Origin of the sequence: Acetivibrio mesophilus (assembly GCF_004102745.1) — a bacterium.
GTDB classification, from domain to species: Bacteria; Bacillota; Clostridia; order Acetivibrionales; family Acetivibrionaceae; genus Hungateiclostridium; species Hungateiclostridium mesophilum.
Map to the genome: position 1 here is coordinate 25,276 of NZ_RLII01000005.1, position 26,405 is coordinate 51,680.

Consider the following 26,405-nt stretch of genomic DNA (forward strand, 5'->3'; position numbering starts at 1 on the left):
AATTCATTTATTATTGACCATTAACAATATAACTATAATAGTTTCACACTATTTTTCCGATATTAATTAATAATAGAAGTTTTTCTGTAAAGTAACCCGGGAGCTGTCGAAGATAAATATATTTATGGCCTTAACGAGCGACCTTAAAGTCGGAAGAGGATTTTAAAAAAGAGGGTAAGTGAGGGGTAGCATATGAAAATAACCGGAATAATAGTGGAAATACAAGACGATAAGGCGATTATTCAGACAGACGATGAAAAATTGATTGCCGTAAAAAAACGCGATGGTATGGTGGTAGGCAAAACAATAAGCATTGACGAAAGTGATGTGTATAAACCGGAACGTAAGGTATATAAGTATGCACCTTCAAGCAAACGTATAGAAAATTTTTCCAGAATCAATGGGATTAAAGGTTTTTCAAGGATAAGCAATATTAAGGGTTTTTCCCGTGTTAATAATATTAAGAATTTCTCACGCATATCGGGAAGCAAGGAATCCTCACAGGAGTCGAAAGTGGTGGACTTTTCTCGAGTAGTGGACTTTTCACGGGTGTCAAATAGTAAGAAATCCGAAATAAAGAATTTCTCACGCATAAGCGGTATCAAGAATTTCTCCAGAATAGCATCAGTTGCAGCTGCTTTTATGCTGATATTCCTGTTTGGCCGCAACACGATGTTGAACAATGGTTCGCGCAGTGAATACGCCTACGTTGGTGTTGATATAAATCCAAGCATAGAATTTGTGATAAACAGTAAACATAAAGTAACTGACACGTCTGCAATAAACCAAGATGCATTAGAGGTGTTAGAAGGCCTTGAACTTATAGGAAAAGATCTGAAGTCTGCTATGGCTCTGGTTGTTGAAAAGGCAGAGTTGATAGGCTACATTTCTGATGATGATAAGAATTATGTGCTTGTTTCAATGGCGTTGAATGATGAAGGCAAAAACTCTAAAAACACTGAAGAGAAAAAGGAGAAAAAGCTCAATGAGCTGAAAGAAAGTATAGGTAAGGGTATGGAAGAATTGGATAATGATAGTGTGACCTATAAGACGGTGGTTGTAGCTTTGGAAGAAAGGGAAAAGGCTTTAGAAAACGACCTGTCAATGGGAAGATATTACCTTTACCTGGAAGCAATAGAAAAAGGCGTTGATATTACTATTGATGAAGCAAAATCATCAAAGATTGCTGAATTAATAGAAAGAATAGAGGGTGATTCCGAGCCGACACCTATGCCTTCAATTACGCCTTTAAAATCGGCAGAACCATCGCCGACTCCAGTACCGACACCTACTGCATCAGAAATGATACCGTCAAATTCACCGATTATAAGCAAATCCCCGGAAGTTTCGCCGGGGCTTAGTGCAAAGGAAATAACGACATTTAGTGAAAGTGTAGTTTCGGTAACGGTCTTTGACCAAAACAAGAGTATTATTTCTCAGGGTAGCGGCTTTTGCGTTGGTACAGGGTTGTTTGTGACAAACTACCGTCTGGTTGAGGATGGCGTGGTTATTAATATAACGGAGAAGGATGGAAAAGTATATAATGTCGATGGAATTGTGAAATATGACAAAGCAAGGGATTTGGTTGTATTAAAGACCACAGTTGATACTGGCATGAAGCCACTTAAAATCGGTTCAAAAGCGTCTTTGGCCAAAGGTGACTGGATTGTGGCAATAGGCAAGTCGAAGGGGCTTACAAATACTGTGTCAGAAGGAAGTATAAAGGCATTTAAGACTGATAAAATTGAGTTAACAGCCCCAATTTCAAGCGAAAGCTCCGGAGGACCTGTGCTTGACAGGAAGGGAAATGTTGTGGGAATAACATCCTACGGGATTTCAAATAAAAACGTGAATTCTGCAATTCCTGCAGACTATATAGTTGACTGGGTGAAGGAACTTGCAAGGAATAACATCAAAGTTATTAGAAAAACTCTGGCGTTTGACAGTGAATTTGAGTTGAATTTTGTGGTCTACAAAATAATAAGGGCATTGGAAAACGAGGATATCAACGCATATTTTAACTGCATGATTGATGAATTGTATACAAATGAAACAAAGGATAACCTAGAGGTTTTATTCTCAAAATTTGATCTTGCTTATAACATAGAAAGTATTAAGGTTACATCTAAAAATGAGGAACAGGCAAAAGTAAGTTATGTTTATACAATAAGCAAGGAAAGCGGCCCGGAGTTTAAGAATTACAGAATAACCGGAGAATGCAGCCTTGTAAGGGTTAATGGCGTATGGAAAATCAGTGATTCAACGGAGAATAAGGAGTATATTTAGCAATAGGACAATAAGTAAAGTTATATCATTATTATAATGTTTTGTTTGATAAAGAATACTTGCTTTGATATAATCATTAGAAAACCAGGTTTTATTGAGGTGGATAATGAATAATTACAAAGCAGTATTCTTTGATTTTGACTATACTTTGGCAGATTCATCCAAAGGTGTTATAGAATGTATTAATTATGCGCTGCAAAAAATGGGTTATCCCAAATCTTCACCGGAAAGCATTTGCAGAACAATAGGTCTTACACTGACCGATGCCTATAGACAATTAAGCAAAGATACCTCCGATTCAAATGCTATACTCTTCCGCCAACACTTTAAAGAAAGAGCGGATGTTGTTATGTGCGACAGCACCATAATATACAATACTGTTGAAAGTGTTTTAAAGAGGCTTAAGAGCATGAACGTAAAAGTAGGCATTGTGTCAACAAAATACAGATACAGGATCGAGGATATACTGAAGAGGGACGGACTTTTACAGTATTTTGATATAATTATTGGGGGAGAAGATGTTGTAGCACACAAGCCGGACCCCGAAGGTCTTTTGGAGGCGATTTCAAGGCTCGAATGTCAAAAGAAAGATACTCTTTATGTAGGCGATAGCACGGTAGATGCAAAGACTGCAGAAAATGCGGGTGTAGATTTTGCAGCAGTTCTTACAGGGACTACAGAATGGAATGAGTTTTTAAAATATAGTTCCCGGGCTGTAATTAAAGATTTAAGTGGCTTGCTGGATATTTTTGAAGAATAAAAGCTTTGGGAATGAAGTTATTGATAGTTTATGGTATAATCAATATATGATTTTATTTAGATTGAAAAGCACCTTGAGATGATAGGAGGAAATTCTTATGAGTATAAATGAAATGGCCTTTCAGGTTAAGGAAGCCTCTATTAGGCTGGCAGCAACGGGGACTGAATTGAAGAACAAAGCCCTTACAAATATAGCTAGGTTATTAATGGAGAGAAAAGATGAGATAATAAAGGCAAACAATGAAGATTTGCAAAGAAGCAAGGAGGAAAACCTTGCTGGGCCTCTTCTTAAAAGATTGAAATTTGATGATGCCAAGATTGCCGATGTTATAGATGGTATTAACAGTCTGGTAAATATGGAGGATCCGGTAGGGAAGACTCTTCTTTCCACTGAGCTTGATGATGGACTTGAGCTTTATAAGGTTACATGCCCCATAGGAGTAGTAGGAATAATTTTTGAGTCGAGGCCGGATGCCCTCGTGCAGATTTCTACCCTCTGTCTAAAAAGCGGAAATGGTGTGCTTTTAAAAGGTGGTTCTGAGGCAAGACAGACCAATCGGATACTTGTTGAAATTATTGCTGCAGCAACGGATGAGGTTGGGATTCCCTCAAATTGGATCAAGCTTTTGGAAACAAGGTCAGATGTAAACGAGATGCTTAAAATGGACGAATATATTGACCTTATCATTCCAAGAGGCTCCAATGATTTTGTTAGGTATATTATGGATAATTCCAGGATCCCTGTAATGGGTCATGCAGATGGAATATGTCATTGCTATATAGATGAGGATGCGGACGTTGACATGGCAGTTCGAATTGTTGTAGATTCCAAGACGCAGTATGTTGCTGTCTGCAATGCGACAGAAACCTTGCTGGTTCATAGAAAGGTTGCACCAAGGGTTTTACCTGAGATCAAAAAAGCTCTGGATAGCAAAAATGTGGAGCTGACAGGTTGCGATGAGACTCAGAAGATTATATCTGTTGCCCCGGCAACGGAGCAGGATTGGAAAACAGAGTATCTTGACTATAAGCTGTCTATTAAGATAGTAGGGGATTTGGATGAAGCCGTAGAGCATATTAATACCTATGGTTCAGGACATACCGATAGTATAATCACAAGTAGCAAGGAAAAAGCAGCAAGCTTTATGTCACTTGTAGATTCGGGTAATGTATTCTGGAACTGTTCCACACGTTTTAGCGATGGGTTCCGATATGGGTTTGGTGCTGAGGTTGGTATCAGTACCAATAAGATTCATGTGAGAGGGCCGGTAGGACTGGACGGATTGTTGATTTACAAATATAAGCTGATTGGCAATGGACATATTGTAGATGATTATGCAAATAGAGCAAAGAGCTTCAAGCATAATAAGATGAGTAAGCAATTTCCTTTATAGGTTATTATAGATATTCCGTGGATTAATAAGCCCTGCAAAGTCACTTCAAAGTGGCGTTTGCAGGGCCTTTTATTTGGCCTCTTGGAATGAAATGAAAGAGACAAAAGCGAAAGGACTCGATGTCCCGAGCTTTTATTGATTGATTATGCTTTTAATATAGGATGTAACAAATGGAGGCGGGTATACATAAAATGTATTAGGCTTTCAGCTTTTTATAGCATGCGTTTTTGTATTATGTAATCCTTATGGAAGTCTGTAGGAGGATGCAATATGAATTATAAGGAGATAGAAGAACTGAAATCTACTCTGACTAATATGATGAAGAAAGGCTGTACACTTATGGTTCCGGCCTATAGAGCTACGGGTAAAATTGTGGGCATTGGATTTAAGCCTTATTGGACGAATCCGGCCGATTCAAAAATAGAAAAGCTTGAGATTAATTTTATGGACAGCATAGGGAGAGTAATACCCTTTGATATTTACAATATTATTGGCTATGAGATTGTTTCTCTTGATGGAAAAAGAATCGAAGATGCAAAGAATATATGTCTCGATATCCATTTGTATACCAATGTTAAAAGAAGGAGCACGGAGAAAGGTGACACCCTGCGCATAGAAATAAGCGAAATATCCGAAGAGTGACTAAAAATAATATTAAACTGATATGTAACCTTTAGGAATTGATTAACATAATATGTATCAAGGTAATTAATTGAGTATAAACTGGAAAGGTGGTATCACAGATGGCTGAAGAAACCAGATGCTGTGGAGACGGAAATTTTCCCGCTTTACTATCAAAGTATATTGGTGAAACAGTAACTATATTTACAAAAAGCGGAGGACAATCCGGTGCAGGTTTTACCGGCGTTATTCTCGCAGTAAACGAATGCTTTGTACGTCTTATTACAAGAATTGGACCTCCTCCTGCATGCTCCCTCGGTAATGCATGCTCAAACTTTAATGTAGGTTATGGCTATGATCATAAAAATCCATTTGGTTCATTTGATTGTGGTCATGGTTATGGAAAGGGCCATGGTGGATATTCTCATGGTTATATACAGCCTGCCAGCGAAGTTGGAGCAATTTCAGCTGGAGGATGGAATGGATACCCTGTATACACTGTTGGTTCGGTAACTGATATCCCTATATCGGCAATTGTATCTTTTGTACACAACGCAGTATAATTAATCTATTTAAAGGAAAGCCCGGGAATGATTTGTTCCCGGGCTTTAGCATTTTGCCTCTTGGAATGAAATGAAACAGGCAAAAGCGAAGGGATCCGATAGTATATTAATAATTTAATTTGGTTATTGACAAAAATCTACCATGACATTAAAATACTTTTAATTAACCGATACAGTTTTCATGTGTATCGATACACATGAAAAGATTTATCGTCTATCTGTATTTGGTAATCATACAATATGAAATAATGGTTTAAATCAAAAAGAAAGAGGTGGGGTGAATGAGTAAACCATTGATAATGACTCCGGGGCCTACATATGTTCATGAAGATGTAAGAAGAGCTATGCTAAATGACATTGGAAATCCGGACTTAGAGGAGAGATTTTTCGAATTTTATAAGGAAACATGTGAAAGACTTAAGAGGCTTCTGAAAACAGAGAATGATGTAATAATAATGTCGGGAGAAGGTATTCTGGGGCTGGAAGCTGCCTGTGCCTCAATAATTGAACCGGGAGACAGGGTTTTATGTATTGATAACGGCATATTCGGAAACGGATTTGGTTGTTATGTAAAAATGTATGGGGGAGAACCTGAATTTCTGAAATTTGACTATCGGGAAGCTGTTGACGTAAATGTGGTTGAAGATTTTCTTAAGAAGGATCATAACTTTAAAGCAGCAACACTTGTGCATTGTGAAACCCCTTCAGGTATATCAAATCCTGTAGGTGATATTTGCAAAATGCTAAAGAGATATGGAATTTTATCCATTGTTGATTCGGTTTCTGCTGTAGGGGGAGAGACTTTAGAAACGGATGAATGGAATATTGATATTGTGCTGGGAGGATCTCAAAAATGTATTTCTGCACCTCCGGGACTGACCTTCTTAAGTATAAGCCATGATGCATGGAATGCCATATTAAAAAGAAAGTCTCCGGTGATAGGTTATTACTGCAACCTGTCCCTATGGAAGAGCTGGTATGAGGACAGATGGTTTCCATATACGCAGCCGGTTAGTGATATCTATGCACTAAGAGCGGCTGCCGACAGGCTACTTGGGGATCAACTGCGTATAGAGAGACACAGAAACATTGCAAATGCAGTAAGAGCAGCTCTGGTAAATAGCGGATTGGAGTTATACCCTAAAAACGGTTTTTCAAATACAGTTACAACTTTTTTTGTACCTCACGGAACAACCTTTGGTGACATATACAACATGATGCTTAATGAACACAATATATTAATTGGAGGGTCTTTTGGTTTTTTGAAAGATAAGGTGATACGAATTGGACATATGGGAGAAAATTGCTATCAAGATAAGATTTCAAAGACGCTCGATGCATTGGATAGGACCTTTGAAAAGTTGAATATAGATTTACAAAGCAAATTGTATAGCTCATGCCAATACGTTCCATCGCCCAATTCTCATTTTTGAAAGAGGATTTTTCATAGTGATGTCGAATATAGTTTTACATAAGAATGTCAAATCATGAGTAAGGTAAAGCAATACATATTTTGTATTTTATGCATTTCTGTACGCAAGGGCTGGGGGATTTTTGTAAAAGTATTTCCATGATGGAACAGTTTATATTATTTATACCAATTTTTAAAGAAAAGGTAGGTAATGGGTATGAAGGAATTTACGCTAGCAAGCCATGCCAGAAGGGTAAATAAAGTTCTTTTATTTATTTTCTGGCCATATTTTTTGGTATGCATTGTTTTGGGAATAACTATGTCTAAATCAGCTTCCTTGTTTAGTGTTGAAAGTATTCCATTGGGAATTTTTGCGGCTGGGATAATTGCTTCAACAGTTTTCTTTGTCAAAAGGAAATATAATGACATTATAGGTCTGATTTTATGTTTGTCAGTTATGGTTTCGCTGGTAGCCATTTATTTTTCACCCAATTCTGTAGTAGAAGATACAATGATTCTTGTATTGGTTATACCCGCATGTGCCATGACCATGTATTTAAACAATAGGAATTTTATAATTTATGCTGGTTGCTTTAATTTATTCTGTATAATTATTGAGGCAATGAACGGAGCAATGGGCGTGCCGAAATTTATATCAGATTTGGTTAAGATTGATTTTGTGATGTTGGTTTTATACTTTGCTACCAGGTGGGGGAGTGAAATAATCCATCATGCAGTGGAAAAAGAGAATAGTTCGAGGAACTTATTGGAAAAATTGGAGAATACCATAAATTTAATAAAGAAAAGCACCGCATCTTTACACCATGATATAGCAAATTGTAACACAACTTTACAGATAATTAAGGAATCTGGGGATGGTGTTGCGCTGGCAGTAGAAGAGGTCACAAAAGGTATTGGCGAGGAAGCGGAAAGTGTCAGTAATATTAATGTTATGATGCTGGATGCAGATAAACTTGTGGCTGATACGGCATCAATTTCAAGGGAAATGGCCAAAGTTTCTGTTTCAACTGTTCAGATTGTAAATGAAGGTGTGGAAAATATAGGAGAAATGAATCGGCAAATGGATATTATTAATACTGCGGTAAGTGAGTCCTATTCTACAGTATTAAAACTCCAAGAGAGTATGGATAAGGTAAATGAATTTTTGGAAGGAATTACGCAGATTGCTGAGCAAACTAATATGCTGGCTTTAAACGCAGCAATCGAGGCGGCAAGAGCTGGAGAATCAGGTAAGGGATTTGCTGTTGTTGCAGATGAAGTTAGAAGGCTTGCAGAACAGAGTACCCAAACAGTAGGACTTATCCATCAGGTTATAACACGCATAAAGGATGAAGCTAATATGGTACTGGATAAAGTCTATAACGGAACCGAGGCAACCAAAGCAGGAGAGACCATTGTAAGCAAAGTGAGTGAAAGCTATGACAGGATGAACCAGTCATTTAAGGATATTGACAATTATATTGATAATGAACTAAAAATGATTGAGAATACCACGGTTCTATTCTCGCAAATAAGAAGAGAAATGGAAAGTATAGCCGGAATTTCAGAGGAACATGCGGCTGCATCCGAAGAGATGTCTGCTTCTATGCAGGAGCAGAATGATAAAATAGAGAGTATTATTAAATCTATGCAGGAAATTCAGAAATTAAGCGAAGAACTTGAAAGGATCGCAAAGGATAAGTGATATTATTGACAAACTAAAGTCATAAGCAATCATTCTATCTAATTCTTAATACTGAGATAATAAAATAGAGGCTGCTCGAATTCGCGGGCAGCCCCTTCTATTTTTTAAGGTTCAATTCCCCAGTACAGATTCCCGGATATATATACTGTAATCTTATTCCACACTACAAAGCTCGAAGAAGAGCTATTGAATGAATAGTCAGAATCTTGGTCGTACATATAATTCCATTCTGAATATGGTGGAGTTGCCATGCTTAAAGCATAGCTGTTTCCGATTCTGCTAACTATCTCAACGTTTTCGCCTGGATTTAGAATGCCGGCATCGTCAATAAATCCTATTTCAACATAGCTGTCAGCGTTTGGTTTTGTATCGGACATCTCAACTATAGTGCCTGTTATTTTAGATGGAGTAATGTTTGCCCAGTCACATGTATAGATCTCGTTGATTACGCTGTCCTTTGTATAGTAATACCTGATTTTTACATCAGATAGTGTTATTGGTGTATCACCAGTGTTTATCAGCTTGATTCTAGGCTGAATCTCTTTGGTTTCAGCGGTTAAAATGTGATTGTACGCTTGTAGTTCAACCCTTGTTAGTAAGACAGTTTCTGTAGGTGTAGGTATAGACGATGGTGTAGGCGACGGTGTAGGAGTAGTTGATGGCATAGGTGTAGACGACGGTGTAGGAGTAGATGACGGCATAGGAGTAGACGACGGTGTAGGAGTAGATGACGGCATAGGAGTAGACGACGGTGTAGGAGTAGATGACGGTATAGGTGTAGATGATGGCTTAGGAGTAGACGACGGTGTAGGAGTAGATGACGGTGTAGGAGTAGATGATGGCTTAGGAGTAGACGACGGTGTAGGAGTAGATGACGGCTTAGGAGTAGATGATGGCTTAGGAGTAGACGACGGTGTAGGAGTAGATGACGGTATAGGAGTAGATGATGGCTTAGGAGTAGATTGCGGCTTAGGAGTAGATGATGGCTTAGGAGTATACGATGGTGTAGATGACGGTGTAGGAGTAGATGATGGCTTAGGAGTATACGATGGTGTAGGTGTAGATGATGGTGTAGGTGTAGATGATGGTGTAGGTGTAGATGATGGTGTAGGTGTAGATGATGGTGTAGGTGCAACTGCGATAGTTGGAACAGGTGTAGCTGAGTGGGTGAAAATAGGAGTAGTTCCATTAGCAGCCGGAGTATATATGATAACGGGCGTTGCTGTGTATGAAGGTGATGGAGTTTTTATTACTGTCGAAATATGTGCAGTAAAGCTTGTAGGTGTCGGTAGAGATTCTGATATATCAACAGGCTGTGTTGCTGTATTTTTCGGTGTAGGGGTGTAAGCAGGTGCTAAGCTGGGCGTGGATTCAGGGATAACGGAAACCGAAGGCATAATGTCAGAGTCTTCCGAAACATTAGAAATAGCGGTAGTACTATGGTTTAATTTGTTAAGAATTTCAGAAACACTTAAATTTCTAGCGTCTTCCAAATCAAGATTAATACCTTCTTCTTCAGCTCTAGCATATATGGCATATCTTCCCATTGAGATGCTCTGCTCCAAAGCTTTTTGTCTATCTTCTTCGGTAGACGGTATAATTTCAAATATCACTCCAGCATCTTCTGCTGCAACTTTAAGAGTATCCAATATATCTTGGATGCTATTATCATCTTCAGAGACAGTGTGCTGACCGGAGCTAATTGAGGCAGAGAACAGGACGATGCTATCAGCAGAATTTATATATCCCTTTTTCTTTGAAATATCCAGTATTTTCGATAATGCATCATATAATAACATGTCTTTCGGATCCGCTTCATTAATAATTGATTTTGCATCATTATTTAAAGCTTTTGCGTCTATGACTTCTTCTTTTTTGTTAATTACAAGCTCTATGCTTGGGTTTATATCAAGATCTATATAGGCATACTCCTGTGAAATTGAAGCGAATCTCAGGCTGAAAAAGATTACAAGGAAAATTGCAGCGGCAGCAGCTAACGCAGAAAAAGGCCTGATAATATTTTTGGACTTTGCAAAAAGACCAGCTGAATATAAGTCAGATTGGTCGAAAATAACGCTTTGACCGCGTTGCATACCGGGTTTGAGCTTGAGCTCCATAAAATCAAGCCCGTCGGTCAATACTAGTGCCCTGTCATTTTCAAGTTTTAAGATGATTCCAGTGTAATATAACATATTATTTTGTGCTTCGTTCAATGTTGTCACCTCCTGGCTCTGAGATGTCTAGAAAGTCCTTAAGTAAGTTGAAATCATTTCCGAAGATCAAAGTAGCAGCTATAATGAATGTACGATTCCTCTCGATTGTCTTTTTGTTTATCTTTAGTAGCTTCAGCAATTCTGTTTTCGGTATATTGCGAGTTCTTTCAAGTTTACTCAAAAGCTCATTGTTATCGGCAATTACTCTCGCAATCTTTATACATAGATACTTCGAATCTTTGTGCTTTGGTGCGGATTTAGCCAGATTTTCAAGGCTGATTCCAAAATCCCGAAGCTTTTGTTCGTAGAGTTCGATTTCTTTGCTAATCTCAAATTTACTTTCTAAATCAATTTCGCTTTTCAAATGTACTTGTTCAAAATAATTATTGTTTTTGTCTTCAAAATATGTAAAAGGATACACATGGCAATGTTTCTTGTTGTGGCGAGCGTAATCTGTAAGCCTTCTTTTTATTACCAATGTGGAGAATTTAAAGAAGAATAAATTCTTTTCTTCATCAAAACTGTCAATAGCTTCGTTAAAAGCAGAAAGGCCCACACTAAACTCATCACTGTTTTCAATGTCAATATATTTGCCGATCAAATTAGAGACTGTCTTAATAACATAAGGTGTATAGCTATTAATAAACTCTTCTCTTAATAATTTGTCTCCAGCCTTTATTCTATTTATAGTAAGGACAATATTGTCCTCAGAGGATTTATCTTTAAAAGTATCCTTTTTTCCCTTAGGGGAAAATAAATCAATCAAGTAATTCACCCCTTGACCACAATATGTGGTTTAAGAATCATCTGCTGTGATAACTGCAATGAATAGAACTGTATAATTTAAGTATATAGATGATTATAACATACTAAATTGCTATAAAAAAGGGGCTTAAAAAAACATAATCTTTTTTTTATCTAAAATAATAATTTCGTAAAGGGAATAGTTTTTCAGGGGATTTGAATGAAAAATCTTAAATTTAACAATAAAGAATTAAAATTAGTCAATAATACCCTACAAAATCACAATGTCAATTCGCAATAATTTAAGGGGAATGTATTGACTGGTTATTAAAAACGCAAGAATATATTCCTTCAGCATTAATTGTATAAACATATTTAAATATGATATAATTGCTTTAAAGGTTTACGATATTAGATTGATGTCTTCAAATATTATTACCATTATACATATTTTGATAATCAATTTTTCTTATATATATTTTATTAAATTTAAAGGAGGAAAAAATGTGAAAAAGGTTAAAAAAAGAGTAGGTGTGATTTTGCTGATTCTTGCAGTGCTGGGGGCTTATGTATTATCTATGCCGATGAACAGTGCTTCAGCGGCGGGTGTACCTTTCAATGCAAAGTACCCGTATGGTTATTCTTCTCTTGCTGAGAATCAGGAAGAAGCAAATGCAATGCTCAAAGCAGAATGGCAAGATTGGAAAAGCAAGAGAATTACTTCAAATGGTGCTGGAGGATATAAAAGGGTACAGCGTGATGCGTCCACCAATTATGACACGGTATCCGAGGGCCTAGGATATGGTTTGCTTTTGTCTGTTTGCTTTGATGAGCAGGCTTTATTTGACGATTTATATCGCTATGTAAAGTCTCATTTTAATGGAAATGGACTTATGCACTGGCATATTGATGCCAACAATAACGTTACGACTCATGACGGTGGTAATGGTGCTGCAACCGATGCAGACGAAGATATTGCGTTGGCTCTTATATATGCAGACAAGTTGTGGGGGTCTTCCGGTTCAATAAACTACTCTCAAGAAGCAAGAACATTAATAAATAATCTTTACAACCACTGTGTAGAGAATGGTTCCTATGTATTGAAGCCCGGTGATATGTGGGGTGGTTCATCAGTAACAAATCCATCATATTTTGCACCTGCATGGTACAAGGTATATGCCAAGTATACCGGTGACAACAGATGGAATCAGGTAGCGGACAAGTGTTACCAAATTGTTGAGGAAGTAAAGAAATACAACGGCGGAACCGGTCTTGTTCCAGACTGGTGTACTGCAGGTGGAACTCCGGCCAGCGGTCAGGGTTACGACTACAAATATGATGCTACACGTTATGGTTGGAGAACTGCTATAGACTATTCATGGTTTGGCGATACTAGAGCGAAAGCAAACTGCGATGCAATGACTAAATTCTTTAGCAGGGATGGAGTAAAAGGAATTGGTGACGGATATACAATTCAGGGATCAAAATTCAGCAACAATCACAACGCATCTTTCGTTGGACCTGTTGCAGCAGCAAGTATGACTGGATATGACCTGAACTTCGCTAAGGAGCTTTATAAAGAAACCGTTGCTGTAAAGGATGAAGAACAGTATGGATATTATGGAAACTGCTTGAGAATGCTTACTTTATTGTACATAACAGGTAACTTCCCGAATCCTTTGGAGGATTTATCTGCTCCTTCACCGACGCCAACTCCAACACAGATAAAGAATTCTCCTACACCAACAACTGGTCATGTTTTGTATGGTGATGTGAATAACGATGGCAGGGTTAATTCTAGCGACTTGACAGCATTAAAGAGATATCTGTTGAGAATAAATGACAATATAAACAAAGAAGCAGCGGATCTTAATCGTGATGGAACACATAGCTCCACTGATTTGACAATATTAAAGAGATATATATTAAAGATAATACCCTACCTACCTTATTAGTATGATGGGTTCTTAATATGATTCACAAAAGGAGTTACTGCAAAACTAACTAAGTTGGTGGTCAGTAGCTCTTTTTGTTTAAATAGTCCCTAAAAAATTGATTTTTTACGAATACTTTTCTAGGACTAAATCTATGTTTTTAGGAGGATTCTTATGAAAAAAAAGCTGACGCTGCTGATTCTCTCAATAATAGTATTCATATCCTCATATACGGGTGCATCGTATGCAGAAAACGCTTCCCTTCCATCAAAAAGAATTGTGGGCTACTTCGCTGAATGGAATATATATATTGAGAATAATTATTATGAAGTTTCAGATATTCCATGGGATAAGATAACGCATATAAACTATGCGTTTGCTAAAATTGAGAATGGAAAAATAGCTATTATTGACAAATGGGCTGCGATTCAAAAGCCTTTTGGTGATGATACTTGGGATACGCCGATAAAAGGTCATTTTGGCCAACTGATAAAGTACAAAAAACAGTTTCCCAATGTAAAAACTCTAATTTCGGTAGGGGGGTGGACTGAATCCAAATATTTTTCCGATGTTGCCCTTACGGAAGAGTCGAGAACTATATTTGCAGACAGCTGTGTTGAATTTATCCGAACGTACCAGTTTGACGGAGTGGATATTGATTGGGAATATCCAGTGAGTGGTGGAGTGGCTACAAACATAAGAAGACCTGAAGACAAGCAAAATTTTACCCTTCTGTTGAAATGCCTTCGGGAGAAGCTTGATGCTGCAGGAGAGGAAGATGGAAAGAGCTATCTTCTTACAATAGCTGCACCAGCGGGAAGCTATAATATAAAGAATACTGAGCCTGAGTTGTATCACAAATATCTGGATTTTATCAATGTTATGACCTATGATTATAGTGGTTCCTGGGAAGATGTAGCGAATCATCTGTCGCCATTGTATATGAATCCAAACGATCCATCCTATCCTGAAAGAAAAGAAAAATTCAATGTCGATTGGACGATAAAAGAGTACTTAAGGCATGGTATTCCTGCGGACAAAATAAATATGGGTGTACCGTATTATGCAGCAGGTTGGGAAGAAATTAGCGGGGGTGTAAGCGGACTTTTTGGAACTTCGTCGAAAACGCTTAATAGCACTCAGTTCCACTATATAAACGGTTTGCTTCAAGCAGCGGACTCGGGGTTTGTAAGGTACTGGGATGAGGACGCAATGGTTCCATATCTGTGGAATCCTGCAACCGCAACATTCTACAGCTATGATGATGAGGTTTCCCTTAAAAATAAGTGCAATTATGTGATGGATAACAATCTGGGAGGCATTATGATTTGGGAATTGAGTGGGGATTACCCGGAAGGTGGAGGCAATACATTGACATCTGTTATATATGACAGCTTTGTGACGGCTAAGAATGAAATGTATGGCGATGTTAATGGGGATGGAAAAGTGAATTCAACCGACCTTATGTTTTTAAAAAGATACATGCTGCGTGTTATAAGCGATTTTCCATATCCTGGAGGGAAAAGACTTGCTGATTTAAACGGGGATGATAATATAAATTCCACCGATTATACCATTCTTAAAAGGTACATATTAAAAACTATTGACAGTATACCTATTAATTGACAGTGGATTGTGATGCAATGAAAATAGTTAATACATACAATTGATACCTTTACTGCACTTGAGCATTTGCTGATTAGATAGTATAATAGTTGTATTGATTTCCCATATTTTTTTAAGGAGGTTAGAAATTGTAGTATATAGGGTAGAGCAGGGTTGAACGTAAAGTCCCTATAATTACATTACTTTACTATGAAGTGGTATTATAAATCGAGATTAAAAAGACAGGTTATAAAATCATTAATAATTTTCCCTTTTGTTATGGTATTGGCATCTTTATTGATTTATATGTTTTTGGTAAATAACAGGGTGGTGCCAAGGGATACTGGTAGTTCTCTTCCGGACGATGTCGCGAGCCCTTCCGTTACGGATGGGATTTCTACGGTTATACCTGATGCAACTGCATCAGCCCTTATTCCTTCAGGCACAGTTTCACCGGAACATACAACCACGCCAATTTCTACGGCTACCATTACACCAACACCGGAAACAACGCTGGAGCCATCACCTGAACCAACATCTACACCAACATCTACACCAACATCTACACCAACACCTACACCAACATTTACACCAAAATCAAAGCAGACATCTACTCCAACACCTAAACCAACTAATACTCCGACGCGCAAACCAACTTCCACACCTACAAATACACCCAAACCCACACCAACACAAAAGGCAGCTAATAAAAGTAGTAATATCACAGTCCAGTATAAAAACGGTGATTCTACATCTTCGGTTAGTGTGATATATCCTATATTCAAGATAACAAATAATGGAAGTGAGAGCGTCAAGCTTTCTGATATTGTTATCAGATACTACTACACAAAAGAAGGAGATGAGGGTGAGACTTTCTGGTGTAATGAATTTACAAGGGACAGTTCCCAAGTGTACGGAAGCTTGGTAAAGCTAAATAATCCGAAAGATAAGGCTGACCATTATCTAAAAATCGGCTTTTTTGATAAAGCAGGATCGCTCAATCCGGGAGAAAGCGTGGAATTGAAAGTGGCATTTGCTAAAAATGGGTGGTCCACATACAACCAGTTTAATGACTATTCCTATAATAAGGTGAATAACAGGTTTATAAGCTGGGATCAGATTACGGTTTATGTATCCGGAAAATTGGTATATGGAAAAGAACCGTAAAGTGTTTTATTAATACATTAGTAACAGGTCTTCAGGTGGGGGATAACCCCCACTTGAAGTAATAAAAGAGGAAAAGCCGTTAAAAGAGTGCTTTAAAAAAGTTGCTTATACTTCTAAAAATCATGCCAAAAAATCCAATGCGTTCTGCGCCTTCAGCAGTAGACATGCTAGAGGTCGCAATTGTTTTACCGTCAAGTTGAAGCTCAAAAGTGCCTGCAGGAATATCGGCAGATACCGGTGCACTCAGAAACTCCGTATTCTTTGAGATCACAATCTGAAGATCATCTTCCCGGCCAACAGGTATGATAACAGAAATATCGCTGTCGAGCTTCAAAGGAACTGAGGCCTTCTTGCTATTTTTAACCTCAATAGCATCAACGGTTTCACCTGCATTTTTCACTGTCATCTGCTTAAAGTTTTTAAAGCCGTAATTTAAGAGTTCTTGAATTGCTTTTGAGCGTTCTTTTTCGCTATTGGTTTTTAGTACAACACCTATCAACCTCTGCCCGTTTTGTTGGGCTGTTCCGACTATACAGTATCCCGCTTCATCTGTCCAGCCGGTTTTTAAACCGTCGGCACCGGGGAAAACTCCAAGAAGAGGATTACGGTTATACTGGCGTATGTTGTTGTAAGTATACTCAGTCGTGGATTCCAGTTCAAGAATCTTAGGCTGGGTTTGAATAAGGTGACGTGCTAATGTGGAAATATCTCTTGCACTCATAACATGACCTTCTGCCGGCAGACCATTGGAGTTCATAAAGTTTGTGTTCACCATGCCCAGATCTTTAGCACGATTGTTCATAACTTGGACAAAGGCTTCTTCACTCCCATAAAGATGTTCTGCAAGGGCAACACATCCATCGTTGGCCGAGACAACAGAAATACCGGTCATTACCTCACCAAATTTAACCTTGTCCCCCACAAGAAGAAACATTTTTGAGCCTTCCATTCTCCAGGCTTTTTCTGAGATTATTATTTCATCATCCCATTGAACCATTCCCTTTTCTAAGGCCTCGAAGCCCAGCAATAAAGTCATGATTTTTGTTATACTGGCAGGAGGCATTGCCACGTCTGCATTTTTCTCATACAGTATTTGACCTGTAGAGGCTTCAATCAAGATTGCCGATTCGGCGGAGGACTCAAATTGTGCAAAAGAGGTTACTTGAAACATCATTACAAAAAACGTGATTGCAGCTAGTGCCGCAAGAGGACGAAAACCTTTCAAATTATACATTTTGCATGACACTCCCGTATAATGGAATATAAATACATATGAGAATAACACTATATGATATTATGTTAACATTAATTCGCCATGCCAGACAAATGTAAAATCTAACTATACAGGAGTATTTTATAGAGAAAAGAGAATCTTCTCTATGCAGCCTTGAACTTGTTCTGTATTAGTTGTACAAATATTTTTACGAGATTGGGGTCAAATTGTTTTCCGCATCCGGAATTAATCTCATTGAGTGCATCCTCAGGGCTAAGGGTCTTTCTATAAACTCTCCTTACTATCATTGCAGAATAGGAATCTGCCAATTGCAGAATTCGCGCTTCTAAAGGTATGCTTTCTCCCGATAATCCATGGGGATACCCGGTGCCATCCCAGTTTTCATGATGATATGCTATACAATTAACAATTTCGATTGGAAGGGATAAATCATTAATGATGTTAAGCCCATAATTCACATGTCCTTTTATAAGATCATATTCCTCCGGGGTCAGGGTAGTGTTCTTCCTTATTATATCACTGGATATTAGGATTTTACCAATATCGTGAAGCCAACCTGCAGCGTAGATATGGTCAACCTGGCTATCCGGAAGACCGACCTCTTTCGCAAGGGCAGCGGCATATTGGGCAGTATACCTGGAATGGACATAGGTATACATATCTTTTTCTGCCAGGACATTTAAAAGTTCAAATCCTTCTTTGGGAAGGAGAGGCTTTTGTCTATTTGTAAAGATATCCAATCTATGGTTCTTGCACTTATTGTAATACATGTCTATATCTGCCTTGTACAGTAGTTTTTCTATATCAGTGTCCTTATCAGAAGGTGACGAATTTGCCTGACCGATTGAAAAAGACAGATTAATTGGATCCAAGCCATCTTCAATAACAAACTCTTTTTCTCTTATTGCTTTTGAAAGCTCTTTTCCAAGATTCTTTACTCTTTCGTTTCTTCCATCATTTTTTACGACAATAATAAACTCGTCTCCACCAAGTCTGCCAATTATTCTTTCAAGACCTTCGGTTTCTGATTTAAGAAACTCTGAAACCTTTATGAGCACTCTGTTTCCCGCTACATGTCCGAAAGTGTCATTAATCTGTTTGAAGCGATCCATATCGGTAATTAAAATTGAAATGTCACTGCTCTGAATCATTTTCTTTGCAGTTTCAATCGTATGGGCAAAAGTCGCAACACCGGTAAGGGAATCTGTAATACTCATCTTTTTATACTTGTTGCGCTCAATAATAACCTTTGCAAACAATTGATAAATAAGTACAATTGTAAATGTAAAGCAGATTTGACCGTTGGCTGTTCCGATTATTTTGTCAGTAGGGTAAAATCCTTCCTTGGATTGGGGCAACAGCATAAATATCCTTAATGCAGGATAAAGCCCTGCAATGAGCGGGAAAAAAATACTATCCAGAAGAAGTACATAGCAGGCGGTGAGTACACTCCATCTGTTGATTACTGTATTGTATGTATAGGGTAAAGAATAAAGATCCACAACAAAAATAAACACCAGATATGACATTATTGCAAGTATATACTGAACCGGCTTATGTTTAACAAAAAATTTAGCCACAAGCATCATTGTTGCAAATCCGCTCATATAAAGTATGGTCGGGAAAATATGACCTGTTTCATAGGTCATATATATCGACAATATAACAACTAAAAATGTAAATAATGCATTAAGAATATGTTTATTAAAAAAATCTATAATCTTAATTTTCTTTCCTTTATACTGCATTTCATAAAACTCCCCATTAAAACAATTTAAACTATAATAATCAAATTAATATTTATATATATATAATAGATAATCAAATGAAAGAACATATTGTGTTTCCTAATATAAGTTTATACAAAAAAATGCAAACTATCAATATGTAAAATATGTTTTCTGGCATTAAATAAGCATTTTAAGGCAATTAAATTTTTTATAAGAAAACAGCCTCTTATATTTAGAGGCTGCATTTAGTAAGGTAATGGAAGGGTAGATGTAGTTTTTGTTAGTAAAAACACTAATTTATAATATTTCCGTAAATGTCATACTTAACAGGAAATTGGTCAATTATGCGAAGAACATATCTTTTCAACAGAGTCATGTCACTTGAATTGATCGAACCATCGCCGTTGAGGTCTCCTGCCGGTATACGAATTTCCTCCTTATTTTGGTATGGAAGACGATTAATAATGCGCAGAAGATATCTTTTCATATATGTAATGTCTGTTGAGTTTACTGAGCCGTCAGCATTTAAGTCTCCAACATCACACCATACTAAAGGCATTGATGTGGGAGATGGGGAAGGCTTAGTTGGAGAAGGAGTTGGTATTATGATATTACCGGAGAATTTCTCTACAGCTGCAAGAGCGCCCACAAAAGCAGCATTATAATCGATTGCTACCTCTGTATGCTGATAGAGGTTAACATCATCGGTGAAACCGTCAGATAAATTCGGACCACCGACCAAAGCACCCAATAGAAGGTTTTTGGCGGGTTTTGCATTATCTCCGTTTGCGTAAGTATAGCCATTGGCAGCCCTATGGTGAGGACATTTTGGATAATTGGATCCATAACCTATGACATAGGACATATTAAGGGGATTGCTGCCAAGGATATAATCTATCTGTGACTTTGCAAAAGATTTTAGCGATTCATTTCCGGTAAGCTCATAGTATCTCATAGCAATAAAAGCCTCGGCGGATGCATATCTTAAAGCTCCCCAGTTGTCCAGATACCTGAGGCCCCCGGGTGTTTTTGCAAGGGAATTCATCCAGTAATCGAGATTGAAGTTCATTGCATCGATGTATTTTTGCTCGCCTGTTAACTCTGCAAGCTTGCAGAAAACAGCCATGTACATATCATCCCAGCACATTGTCCACTTGTTCTGGAAAGGACTATCTCCCCAGAGGGTTTTATATGAAAGATAGTTGTCTATTTCTTTTAAATAATTTGCGTCGTTTTCTACAGCATAGAGCCATGCAGCGGCAAAAGACAAATCATCCCAATAGGAATGGGAAATATAGAAAGCATTCTCATCGTAGTAACCCAGATTGGTTTTTGCCATTGTATAAAGCTCTTTTGCAGCCTGTAAACACTTATTGGCATAGCTTGAATCTATATCTTTATAATTTAAGTACATTATTGTAAGGGCAGCGGATGTCAAACCGCATACATCTGAAGCCGGATTTGAAGCATTTGCAACGTAAGGGATAGGTCTTGAACCTGGCTGGGTTTCCGGTGCACCCCAGTATGTATGGTCTTCCTGACCATCACCTACTTGATAGTAGAAGGTATCCGGGTCGGGATGACACTTTAGAAGATAATCGGTGAAATATTTGAGAGTACTGAGCATTTTGGCGGTGTTGCCGGTTGAATCAAACACATCTTTATATTCGTAAAGCGACCAGCCCAGTACCGCTGCCGTATAGGCTTGAGGCAAGCCGAATTTGACATGGTCTCCTGCATCATGATATCCACCATTTAAATCTAAGCCTATCTCGCTCCCGTCACTTGTGTGGCATGCTCCTCTCCAATCAAAAACATTGTCAATGCTTGCATCCGGACCGCACTTGTTGGCATCGTAAAACTGTATTGAGTACCTAAGAGCGGTAGCGTAATCGTGACTTGCAGCTGCCGATGAATTTGATGTTGCAAATAAGGATGTCATTAAAAATGTGAAAATAATTAGTAATACTGCAGTTTTTTTCATGTTTTTTCCCCTTTCAGAAAATTGATATGAAAACTATTTATTGTTAACAAATAAAAAAATCAATTCCTATTTTAATTAAAGATACGATGCCGCTTACCAATATATGTGGCATCCATTGGTATAAAATCTTATCGGTACAATAGGACATTGATTTACATATTGAAATATTTTGTTCTTTTAGCTTATATATTAAATTTGATAAAAAGTTTTTCCGATTTTATTATTATTTTCTATTAACTTTCAAATAATAAGGTAGTAGTTTTTCTACTTAAATTATATCATAACTGTTCTTGTAATTGAAGGTTTTTGTTAAATTATCAAGGATAGTAGATTAAAAATTTTTAAGAGGTAAAATGTGAAAATGACTACTTGAATTAATGAGACAAAGCAGATATAATATTTTGGTAAACACGCGTTCATGGAGGTGAATATGAATAGTGAAGATATTGCCCGATTAGCGGGTGTATCCAGGAGCACTGTATCGAGAGTTATAAACAACTACGCAAATGTTCCTGAAGCTACACGAGCAAAGGTATTGGCGGTTATAGAAAAGTACAACTACGAACCAAACACATCGGCAAGGATACTGGCGGGCAAATCCAACAATACTATAGGTTTATTTGTTATCAGCGTTTCGGAAAAGGAAAGACGAATATATCAGAATGCGTACTATTCATCATTTATAAATGCAGTGGTTGATGTGGCAAATGACAACGGATATTATGTTCTGGTACATACTATCTATTCGGAAAAAGATTATTCAAAAGTGAAGCAGTCATTTCTACAGAAGAGAATATGTGCTGGAATTTTGGTTGGAAATGAGAAACTATCCAGTGCGCTGAAAGAAATAAGCCGGATGGGTTATCCCATAGGTATTGTAGACTACGATCCGGAAGATATAGAAAAATATGACCTTGATGACTCTAATTTGATAGTAGTAAACTCAAAGGATTATGAGGGCACCACAGATGCTTTAAACTACCTTATTGGACTAGGACACAGGGAAATAGGTATTATCACCGGGAGAATGGAGACATACTCGGGAAGGCAGAGATATGAAGCATATATAAATGTGCTTGAATCAAATGGAATAGAGATTAAACCCGAATTTGTACTTAAGGGCGAATTTCATAAGAAGAAAACCTATGACGAGGTAAGAAATCTTGTGGATTCAAAAAAGCTTCCGACAGCGCTGTTTGCATGCAATGATGATATGGCATTGGCTGCCATGGAGGTTTTTTCCGAAAACGGTATTAGAATTCCCGAAGATATTTCAATTATTGGCTTTGATGATATTCCACTGGCTGCTCATATAAAGCCGGCTCTTTCTACAGTAAAGGTTCCTGGATATGAAATGGTCGGGCATATAACGGAGCTAGTCATAAGCAAAATTGAAAGCAAAGTTAGAAAATTCCATTATGAAAGTATCCCCGATCAGTTAATAATAAGGGATACATGCACGAATGTACGAGATGGTGCTTTTTAGCACGATTTATAGAATACAAATAAACGAAAATTTTAAGGAGGACTAAGGATGAAATTCGGTTTTTTTGATGATGTAAACAAGGAATACGTTATTAACGTACCTACAACACCGTATCCATGGATAAACTATCTGGGTACAGAAAATTTCTTCTCACTGATTTCTAACACAGCAGGTGGTTATTGCTTTTACAGGGATGCAAGACTAAGACGTATAACAAGATACAGATACAACAATGTTCCGATTGACATGGGAGGACGTTATTTCTACATATATGATAACGGAGATTTCTGGTCACCGGGATGGTCACCGGTAAAGAGGGACCTTGAAAGCTATGAATGCAGACATGGCTTGGGATATACAAAGATTACCGGAAAAAGAAACGGAATAAACACAGAAGTTACCTTCTTTGTTCCACAGAACTACAACGGCGAAGTTCAGAAGGTTGTAGTAAAAAATGAAGGACAGGACAAGAAGAAAATAACTCTCTTCTCCTTCCTTGAGTTCTGCTTATGGAATGCTTATGACGATATGACTAATTTCCAGAGAAACTTCAGCACTGGAGAAGTTGAGATAGAAGGTTCGGTGATTTATCACAAGACCGAGTACAAGGAGCGCAGAAATCATTATGCATTCTACTCGGTGAACGCAGAAATCACTGGCTTTGATAGTGACAGAGACAGCTTCATAGGACTCTATAACGGATTTGAAGCTCCTCAGGCTGTTGTAAACGGCAAGTCAAACAATTCTGTTGCTGACGGATGGTCGCCAGTTGCATCCCACAGCATAGAAATGGAATTGAATCCGGGAGAGCAAAAGGAATTTGTATTTGTTTTAGGTTATGTAGAAAACAAAGACGAAGAAAAGTGGGAATCAAAGGGTGTTATCAACAAGAAAAAGGCTTATGAAATGATAGAGCAATTCAACACTGTTTCAAAGGTTGACAGTGCTTTTGAGGAGCTGAAAAACTACTGGAACTCCCTTCTTTCAAAATACTCGGTTGAAAGCCACGATGAAAAACTCAACCGTATGGTTAATATATGGAATCAGTACCAGTGTATGGTTACATTCAATATGTCAAGAAGTGCTTCATACTTTGAATCCGGTATAGGAAGAGGTATGGGCTTTAGAGATTCAAACCAGGATTTATTGGGATTTGTACACCAGATACCCGAAAGAGGAAGAGAAAGACTTCTTGACCTCGCAGCAACTCAGCTTGAAGACGGTGGCGCATACCACCAGTATCAGCCTCTTACCAAAAAGGGTAACAATGAAATTGGAGGAGACTTCAACGATGACCCATTGTGGCTGATTCTTGCAACTGCTGCCTATATCAAAGAAACAGGAGACTATACAATACTGAAGGAGCAAGTACCGTTCAACAATGATCCGTCCAAAGCCGACACTATGTTTGAGCATTTGACTCGTTCCTTCTATCATGTAGTAAACAACCTTGGACCTCATGGGTTGCCGCTTATAGGTAGAGCAGACTGGAATGACTGCCTCAACTTAAACTGCTTCTCTAATGTTCCGGACGAGCCATTCCAGACTACAACAAGCAAGGATGGAAAAGTTGCAGAGTCAGTTATGATTGCCGGTATGTTTGTATTTATCGGAAAAGACTATGTCGAGCTTTGTAAATACATGGGTCTTGAAGAAGAAGCTAAGAAAGCTCAGCAGCATATTGATACAATGAAGGAAACCATCATCAAGCACGGTTATGACGGTGAATGGTTCTTAAGAGCATACGATGACTTTGGAAGAAAGATCGGAAGCAACGAAAATGAAGAAGGTAAAATCTTTATTGAATCCCAAGGCTTCTGCGTAATGGCTGAAGTTGGCGTTGAAGACGGCAAGGCATTAAAGGCTATGGATTCGGTTAAGAAATATCTTGACACTCCATACGGTCTTGTACTTCAAAATCCGGCATTCACAAAATATTATATTGAGTATGGTGAAATCTCAACATATCCTGCCGGATACAAGGAAAATGCAGGTATATTCTGCCACAACAATGCATGGATAATATGTGCTGAAGCAGCTATTGGAAGAGGAGACATGGCTTTTGAATACTACTCCAAAATAGCTCCTGCTTATACTGAGGATATAAGTGAAATACACAAACTTGAGCCATATGTTTATGCACAGATGATTGCCGGTAAGGATGCAAAACGCCATGGAGAAGCAAAGAACTCATGGTTGACCGGTACAGCAGCATGGAACTTTGTTGCAATTTCACAGTGGATTTTGGGTATAAAGCCTGAATTCGAAGGATTGAAAATTGATCCATGTATCCCTAAAGCATGGGATGGATATAAGGTAACAAGATATTATAGAGGTTCAACTTACGATATCTCAATAAAGAATCCAAACCATGTATCAAAAGGTGTGGCTAAAATTACTGTTGACGGCAACGAAATTAGCGGAACTATTCTTCCGGTATTTAATGACGGAAAAACTCACAATGTTGAAGTAATTATGGGATAAAAAACTGTATAAGGTATAAGAAAAAAGAAGTTATCCGAAGTTTTGGATAGCTTCTTTTTTTGATAGAGATTTAGAGCTTTGGCATGTTTTTACCGTAAAATATTTCGTACATTTCCTTTTTGAGTTTTTGCTTTATCTTCCTCTTTTCACCGGGTAATAATTCCTTTTTTGTGATACCGAAAAGGTAGTTGTCAAGGTCGAAGTCCTTAATGAGCATTTTTGTATGGAAAATGTGATCCTGATACACGTTGACATCAATCATATGGTATAATTCCTTGGTATCGTTAGATATATAGTTTTGTATTGAGTTGATTTTATGGTCGATAAAGAGTTTTCGGCCTTCAACGTCTCTGGTGAAGCCCCTGACTCTGTAGTCAATGGTAATGATATCTGAATCAAAGCTGTGTATCAAATAGTTTAGCGCCTTAAGAGGCGAGATCTTGCCGCAAGTAGAAACATCGATATCTGCCCTGAAGGTGCTAATACCGTCATCGGGATGACTTTCAGGATAAGTATGGACTGTTATGTGACTTTTGTCCAGATGGGCAAGAACAGTCTCCGGCAATGGCCCTGGAGTCTCAGTTTGCGAAGAGTCGTCCTCCATCGACGGGTTAATTTTTCCTTCGGAAATGAGCATGGTAACACTTGCTCCCTGAGGTTCATAATCTTGGCTGGAAATGTTTAATATATTGGCTCCGATTATAGAAGAAACATTTGTTAATATGTTGGTAAGTCTTTCGGCATTATACTGCTCGTCAATATATTCTATATAGCCCTTACGGTGCTCTGCTGTTTTGGCATAGCAGATATCATATATATTAAAACTCAGTGTCTTTGTAAGATTGTTGAATCCGTATAATTTAAGTTTTTTTAATGATTTTATCTCCATCTCTGTCTCCTTTTCCTATTAGCTCTATTATTTTATGATATTATTATAGTTTCATAATTATATTTTGTAAATAGTGGGTGAGATTCTTGCTTTGTGACAGATAAAAAGATGAAGTTGTAAATTGGCACCATAACCCTGTATCCTTTACGAAAAAATATCAAAATGATATAATGCTTGGTAATAAAAACGGCTTAAG

Annotated in this window: 19 protein-coding genes; 12 read left to right on the top strand and 7 right to left on the bottom strand. The window is 37.8% G+C overall.

The annotated features are described in order from the left end of the window. The first annotated feature begins 192 nt into the window (after window positions 1-192). The 6 genes from EFD62_RS06070 (at window position 193) to EFD62_RS06095 (ending at window position 7,056) form a co-directional block, all read left to right on the top strand. Window positions 193-2,286 carry an anti-sigma-I factor RsgI family protein gene (locus tag EFD62_RS06070; protein WP_128705861.1) on the top strand — a complete coding sequence of 698 codons (2,094 nt, stop codon included), beginning with the start codon at window positions 193-195 and terminating at the stop codon, window positions 2,284-2,286. A gap of 106 nt (window positions 2,287-2,392) precedes the next feature. Beyond that, the gene (locus EFD62_RS06075; RefSeq protein ID WP_069194209.1) at window positions 2,393-3,046 is read left to right on the top strand and encodes an HAD family hydrolase; all 654 of its coding nucleotides are present in this window, start codon (window positions 2,393-2,395) and stop codon (window positions 3,044-3,046) included. Between the two features lie 97 nt (window positions 3,047-3,143). After that, window positions 3,144-4,439, top strand: coding sequence for a glutamate-5-semialdehyde dehydrogenase (locus EFD62_RS06080; protein WP_069194208.1), 1,296 nt, complete (start codon window positions 3,144-3,146; stop codon window positions 4,437-4,439). A gap of 270 nt (window positions 4,440-4,709) precedes the next feature. After that, complete coding sequence (locus EFD62_RS06085) at window positions 4,710-5,081, top strand: hypothetical protein (RefSeq protein ID WP_069194207.1); 372 nt, start codon at window positions 4,710-4,712, stop codon at window positions 5,079-5,081. Between the two features lie 101 nt (window positions 5,082-5,182). Then, window positions 5,183-5,623 (top strand): hypothetical protein, encoded by a 441-nt coding sequence (locus EFD62_RS06090; RefSeq protein WP_069194206.1) that lies wholly within the window; start codon window positions 5,183-5,185, stop codon window positions 5,621-5,623. Between the two features lie 281 nt (window positions 5,624-5,904). Continuing rightward, window positions 5,905-7,056, top strand: coding sequence for a pyridoxal-phosphate-dependent aminotransferase family protein (locus EFD62_RS06095; protein ID WP_069194205.1), 1,152 nt, complete (start codon window positions 5,905-5,907; stop codon window positions 7,054-7,056). 155 nt (window positions 7,057-7,211) lie between these two features. Here EFD62_RS06095 and EFD62_RS18025 read toward each other — a convergent pair whose 3' ends face one another. Then, entirely contained in the window at window positions 7,212-7,511 is a 300-nt protein-coding gene (locus EFD62_RS18025; RefSeq protein WP_235832577.1) for a hypothetical protein, read from the bottom strand. Between the two features lie 34 nt (window positions 7,512-7,545). Between EFD62_RS18025 and EFD62_RS06100 the strand changes: the two genes are divergently transcribed. Then, the gene (locus EFD62_RS06100; RefSeq protein WP_235832578.1) at window positions 7,546-8,739 is read left to right on the top strand and encodes a methyl-accepting chemotaxis protein; all 1,194 of its coding nucleotides are present in this window, start codon (window positions 7,546-7,548) and stop codon (window positions 8,737-8,739) included. 104 nt (window positions 8,740-8,843) lie between these two features. Here EFD62_RS06100 and EFD62_RS06105 read toward each other — a convergent pair whose 3' ends face one another. Further along, on the bottom strand, window positions 8,844-10,952 hold the full coding sequence (locus EFD62_RS06105; RefSeq protein ID WP_128705863.1) for an anti-sigma-I factor RsgI family protein: 2,109 nt from the start codon (window positions 10,950-10,952) through the stop codon (window positions 8,844-8,846). Next, window positions 10,933-11,718 carry an RNA polymerase sigma-I factor gene (sigI, locus tag EFD62_RS06110; protein WP_128705864.1) on the bottom strand — a complete coding sequence of 262 codons (786 nt, stop codon included), beginning with the start codon at window positions 11,716-11,718 and terminating at the stop codon, window positions 10,933-10,935. Before sigI ends, EFD62_RS06105 begins: the two co-directional genes overlap by 20 nt. Window positions 11,719-12,202: 484 nt before the next feature. Between sigI and EFD62_RS06115 the strand changes: the two genes are divergently transcribed. The 3 genes from EFD62_RS06115 (at window position 12,203) to EFD62_RS06125 (ending at window position 16,402) form a co-directional block, all read left to right on the top strand. After that, window positions 12,203-13,651, top strand: a complete 1,449-nt coding sequence (locus EFD62_RS06115) for a glycosyl hydrolase family 8 (protein ID WP_069194202.1) — start codon at window positions 12,203-12,205, stop codon at window positions 13,649-13,651. A gap of 153 nt (window positions 13,652-13,804) precedes the next feature. Then, on the top strand, window positions 13,805-15,256 hold the full coding sequence (locus EFD62_RS06120) for a glycosyl hydrolase family 18 protein (RefSeq protein WP_069194201.1): 1,452 nt from the start codon (window positions 13,805-13,807) through the stop codon (window positions 15,254-15,256). 309 nt (window positions 15,257-15,565) lie between these two features. Beyond that, window positions 15,566-16,402 carry a cellulose binding domain-containing protein gene (locus tag EFD62_RS06125; RefSeq protein ID WP_235832579.1) on the top strand — a complete coding sequence of 279 codons (837 nt, stop codon included), beginning with the start codon at window positions 15,566-15,568 and terminating at the stop codon, window positions 16,400-16,402. Window positions 16,403-16,481: 79 nt separating this feature from the next. On the opposite strand, the gene EFD62_RS06130 is transcribed toward EFD62_RS06125, so the two are convergent. The 3 genes from EFD62_RS06130 to EFD62_RS06140 form a co-directional block, all read right to left on the bottom strand. Beyond that, window positions 16,482-17,636: a D-alanyl-D-alanine carboxypeptidase family protein gene (locus EFD62_RS06130; protein WP_128705866.1), complete on the bottom strand. Its 1,155-nt coding sequence runs from the start codon at window positions 17,634-17,636 to the stop codon at window positions 16,482-16,484. A 143-nt stretch (window positions 17,637-17,779) separates the two neighbouring features. Next, window positions 17,780-19,384: a bifunctional diguanylate cyclase/phosphohydrolase gene (locus EFD62_RS06135; RefSeq protein WP_128705867.1), complete on the bottom strand. Its 1,605-nt coding sequence runs from the start codon at window positions 19,382-19,384 to the stop codon at window positions 17,780-17,782. A 274-nt stretch (window positions 19,385-19,658) separates the two neighbouring features. Continuing rightward, entirely contained in the window at window positions 19,659-21,350 is a 1,692-nt protein-coding gene (locus tag EFD62_RS06140) for a glycoside hydrolase family 9 protein (RefSeq protein ID WP_069194197.1), read from the bottom strand. Between the two features lie 430 nt (window positions 21,351-21,780). On the opposite strand from EFD62_RS06140, the gene EFD62_RS06145 reads away from it, so the two are divergent. Continuing rightward, window positions 21,781-22,836: a LacI family DNA-binding transcriptional regulator gene (locus tag EFD62_RS06145; RefSeq protein ID WP_069194196.1), complete on the top strand. Its 1,056-nt coding sequence runs from the start codon at window positions 21,781-21,783 to the stop codon at window positions 22,834-22,836. 48 nt (window positions 22,837-22,884) lie between these two features. Further along, window positions 22,885-25,320 carry a GH36-type glycosyl hydrolase domain-containing protein gene (locus tag EFD62_RS06150; protein ID WP_069194195.1) on the top strand — a complete coding sequence of 812 codons (2,436 nt, stop codon included), beginning with the start codon at window positions 22,885-22,887 and terminating at the stop codon, window positions 25,318-25,320. 70 nt (window positions 25,321-25,390) lie between these two features. On the opposite strand, the gene speD is transcribed toward EFD62_RS06150, so the two are convergent. Then, window positions 25,391-26,209 (bottom strand): adenosylmethionine decarboxylase, encoded by an 819-nt coding sequence (gene speD / locus EFD62_RS06155; RefSeq protein ID WP_069194194.1) that lies wholly within the window; start codon window positions 26,207-26,209, stop codon window positions 25,391-25,393. Between the last annotated feature and the right edge of the window lie 196 nt (window positions 26,210-26,405).

Bases quoted from the DNA above. Each gene is read 5' to 3' on its own strand.
- EFD62_RS06070 (WP_128705861.1), top strand. From the start codon at position 193: ATGAAAATAACCGGAATAATAGTGGAAATACAAGACGATAAGGCGATT.
- EFD62_RS06075 (WP_069194209.1), top strand. From the start codon at position 2,393: ATGAATAATTACAAAGCAGTATTCTTTGATTTTGACTATACTTTGGCA.
- EFD62_RS06080 (WP_069194208.1), top strand. From the start codon at position 3,144: ATGAGTATAAATGAAATGGCCTTTCAGGTTAAGGAAGCCTCTATTAGG.
- EFD62_RS06085 (WP_069194207.1), top strand. From the start codon at position 4,710: ATGAATTATAAGGAGATAGAAGAACTGAAATCTACTCTGACTAATATG.
- EFD62_RS06090 (WP_069194206.1), top strand. From the start codon at position 5,183: ATGGCTGAAGAAACCAGATGCTGTGGAGACGGAAATTTTCCCGCTTTA.
- EFD62_RS06095 (WP_069194205.1), top strand. From the start codon at position 5,905: ATGAGTAAACCATTGATAATGACTCCGGGGCCTACATATGTTCATGAA.
- EFD62_RS18025 (WP_235832577.1), bottom strand. From the start codon at position 7,511: ATGGCTACCAGCGAAACCATAACTGACAAACATAAAATCAGACCTATA.
- EFD62_RS06100 (WP_235832578.1), top strand. From the start codon at position 7,546: ATGATTCTTGTATTGGTTATACCCGCATGTGCCATGACCATGTATTTA.
- EFD62_RS06120 (WP_069194201.1), top strand. From the start codon at position 13,805: ATGAAAAAAAAGCTGACGCTGCTGATTCTCTCAATAATAGTATTCATA.
- EFD62_RS06130 (WP_128705866.1), bottom strand. From the start codon at position 17,636: ATGTATAATTTGAAAGGTTTTCGTCCTCTTGCGGCACTAGCTGCAATC.
- EFD62_RS06135 (WP_128705867.1), bottom strand. From the start codon at position 19,384: ATGCAGTATAAAGGAAAGAAAATTAAGATTATAGATTTTTTTAATAAA.
- EFD62_RS06140 (WP_069194197.1), bottom strand. From the start codon at position 21,350: ATGAAAAAAACTGCAGTATTACTAATTATTTTCACATTTTTAATGACA.
- EFD62_RS06145 (WP_069194196.1), top strand. From the start codon at position 21,781: ATGAATAGTGAAGATATTGCCCGATTAGCGGGTGTATCCAGGAGCACT.
- EFD62_RS06150 (WP_069194195.1), top strand. From the start codon at position 22,885: ATGAAATTCGGTTTTTTTGATGATGTAAACAAGGAATACGTTATTAAC.
- speD (WP_069194194.1), bottom strand. From the start codon at position 26,209: ATGGAGATAAAATCATTAAAAAAACTTAAATTATACGGATTCAACAAT.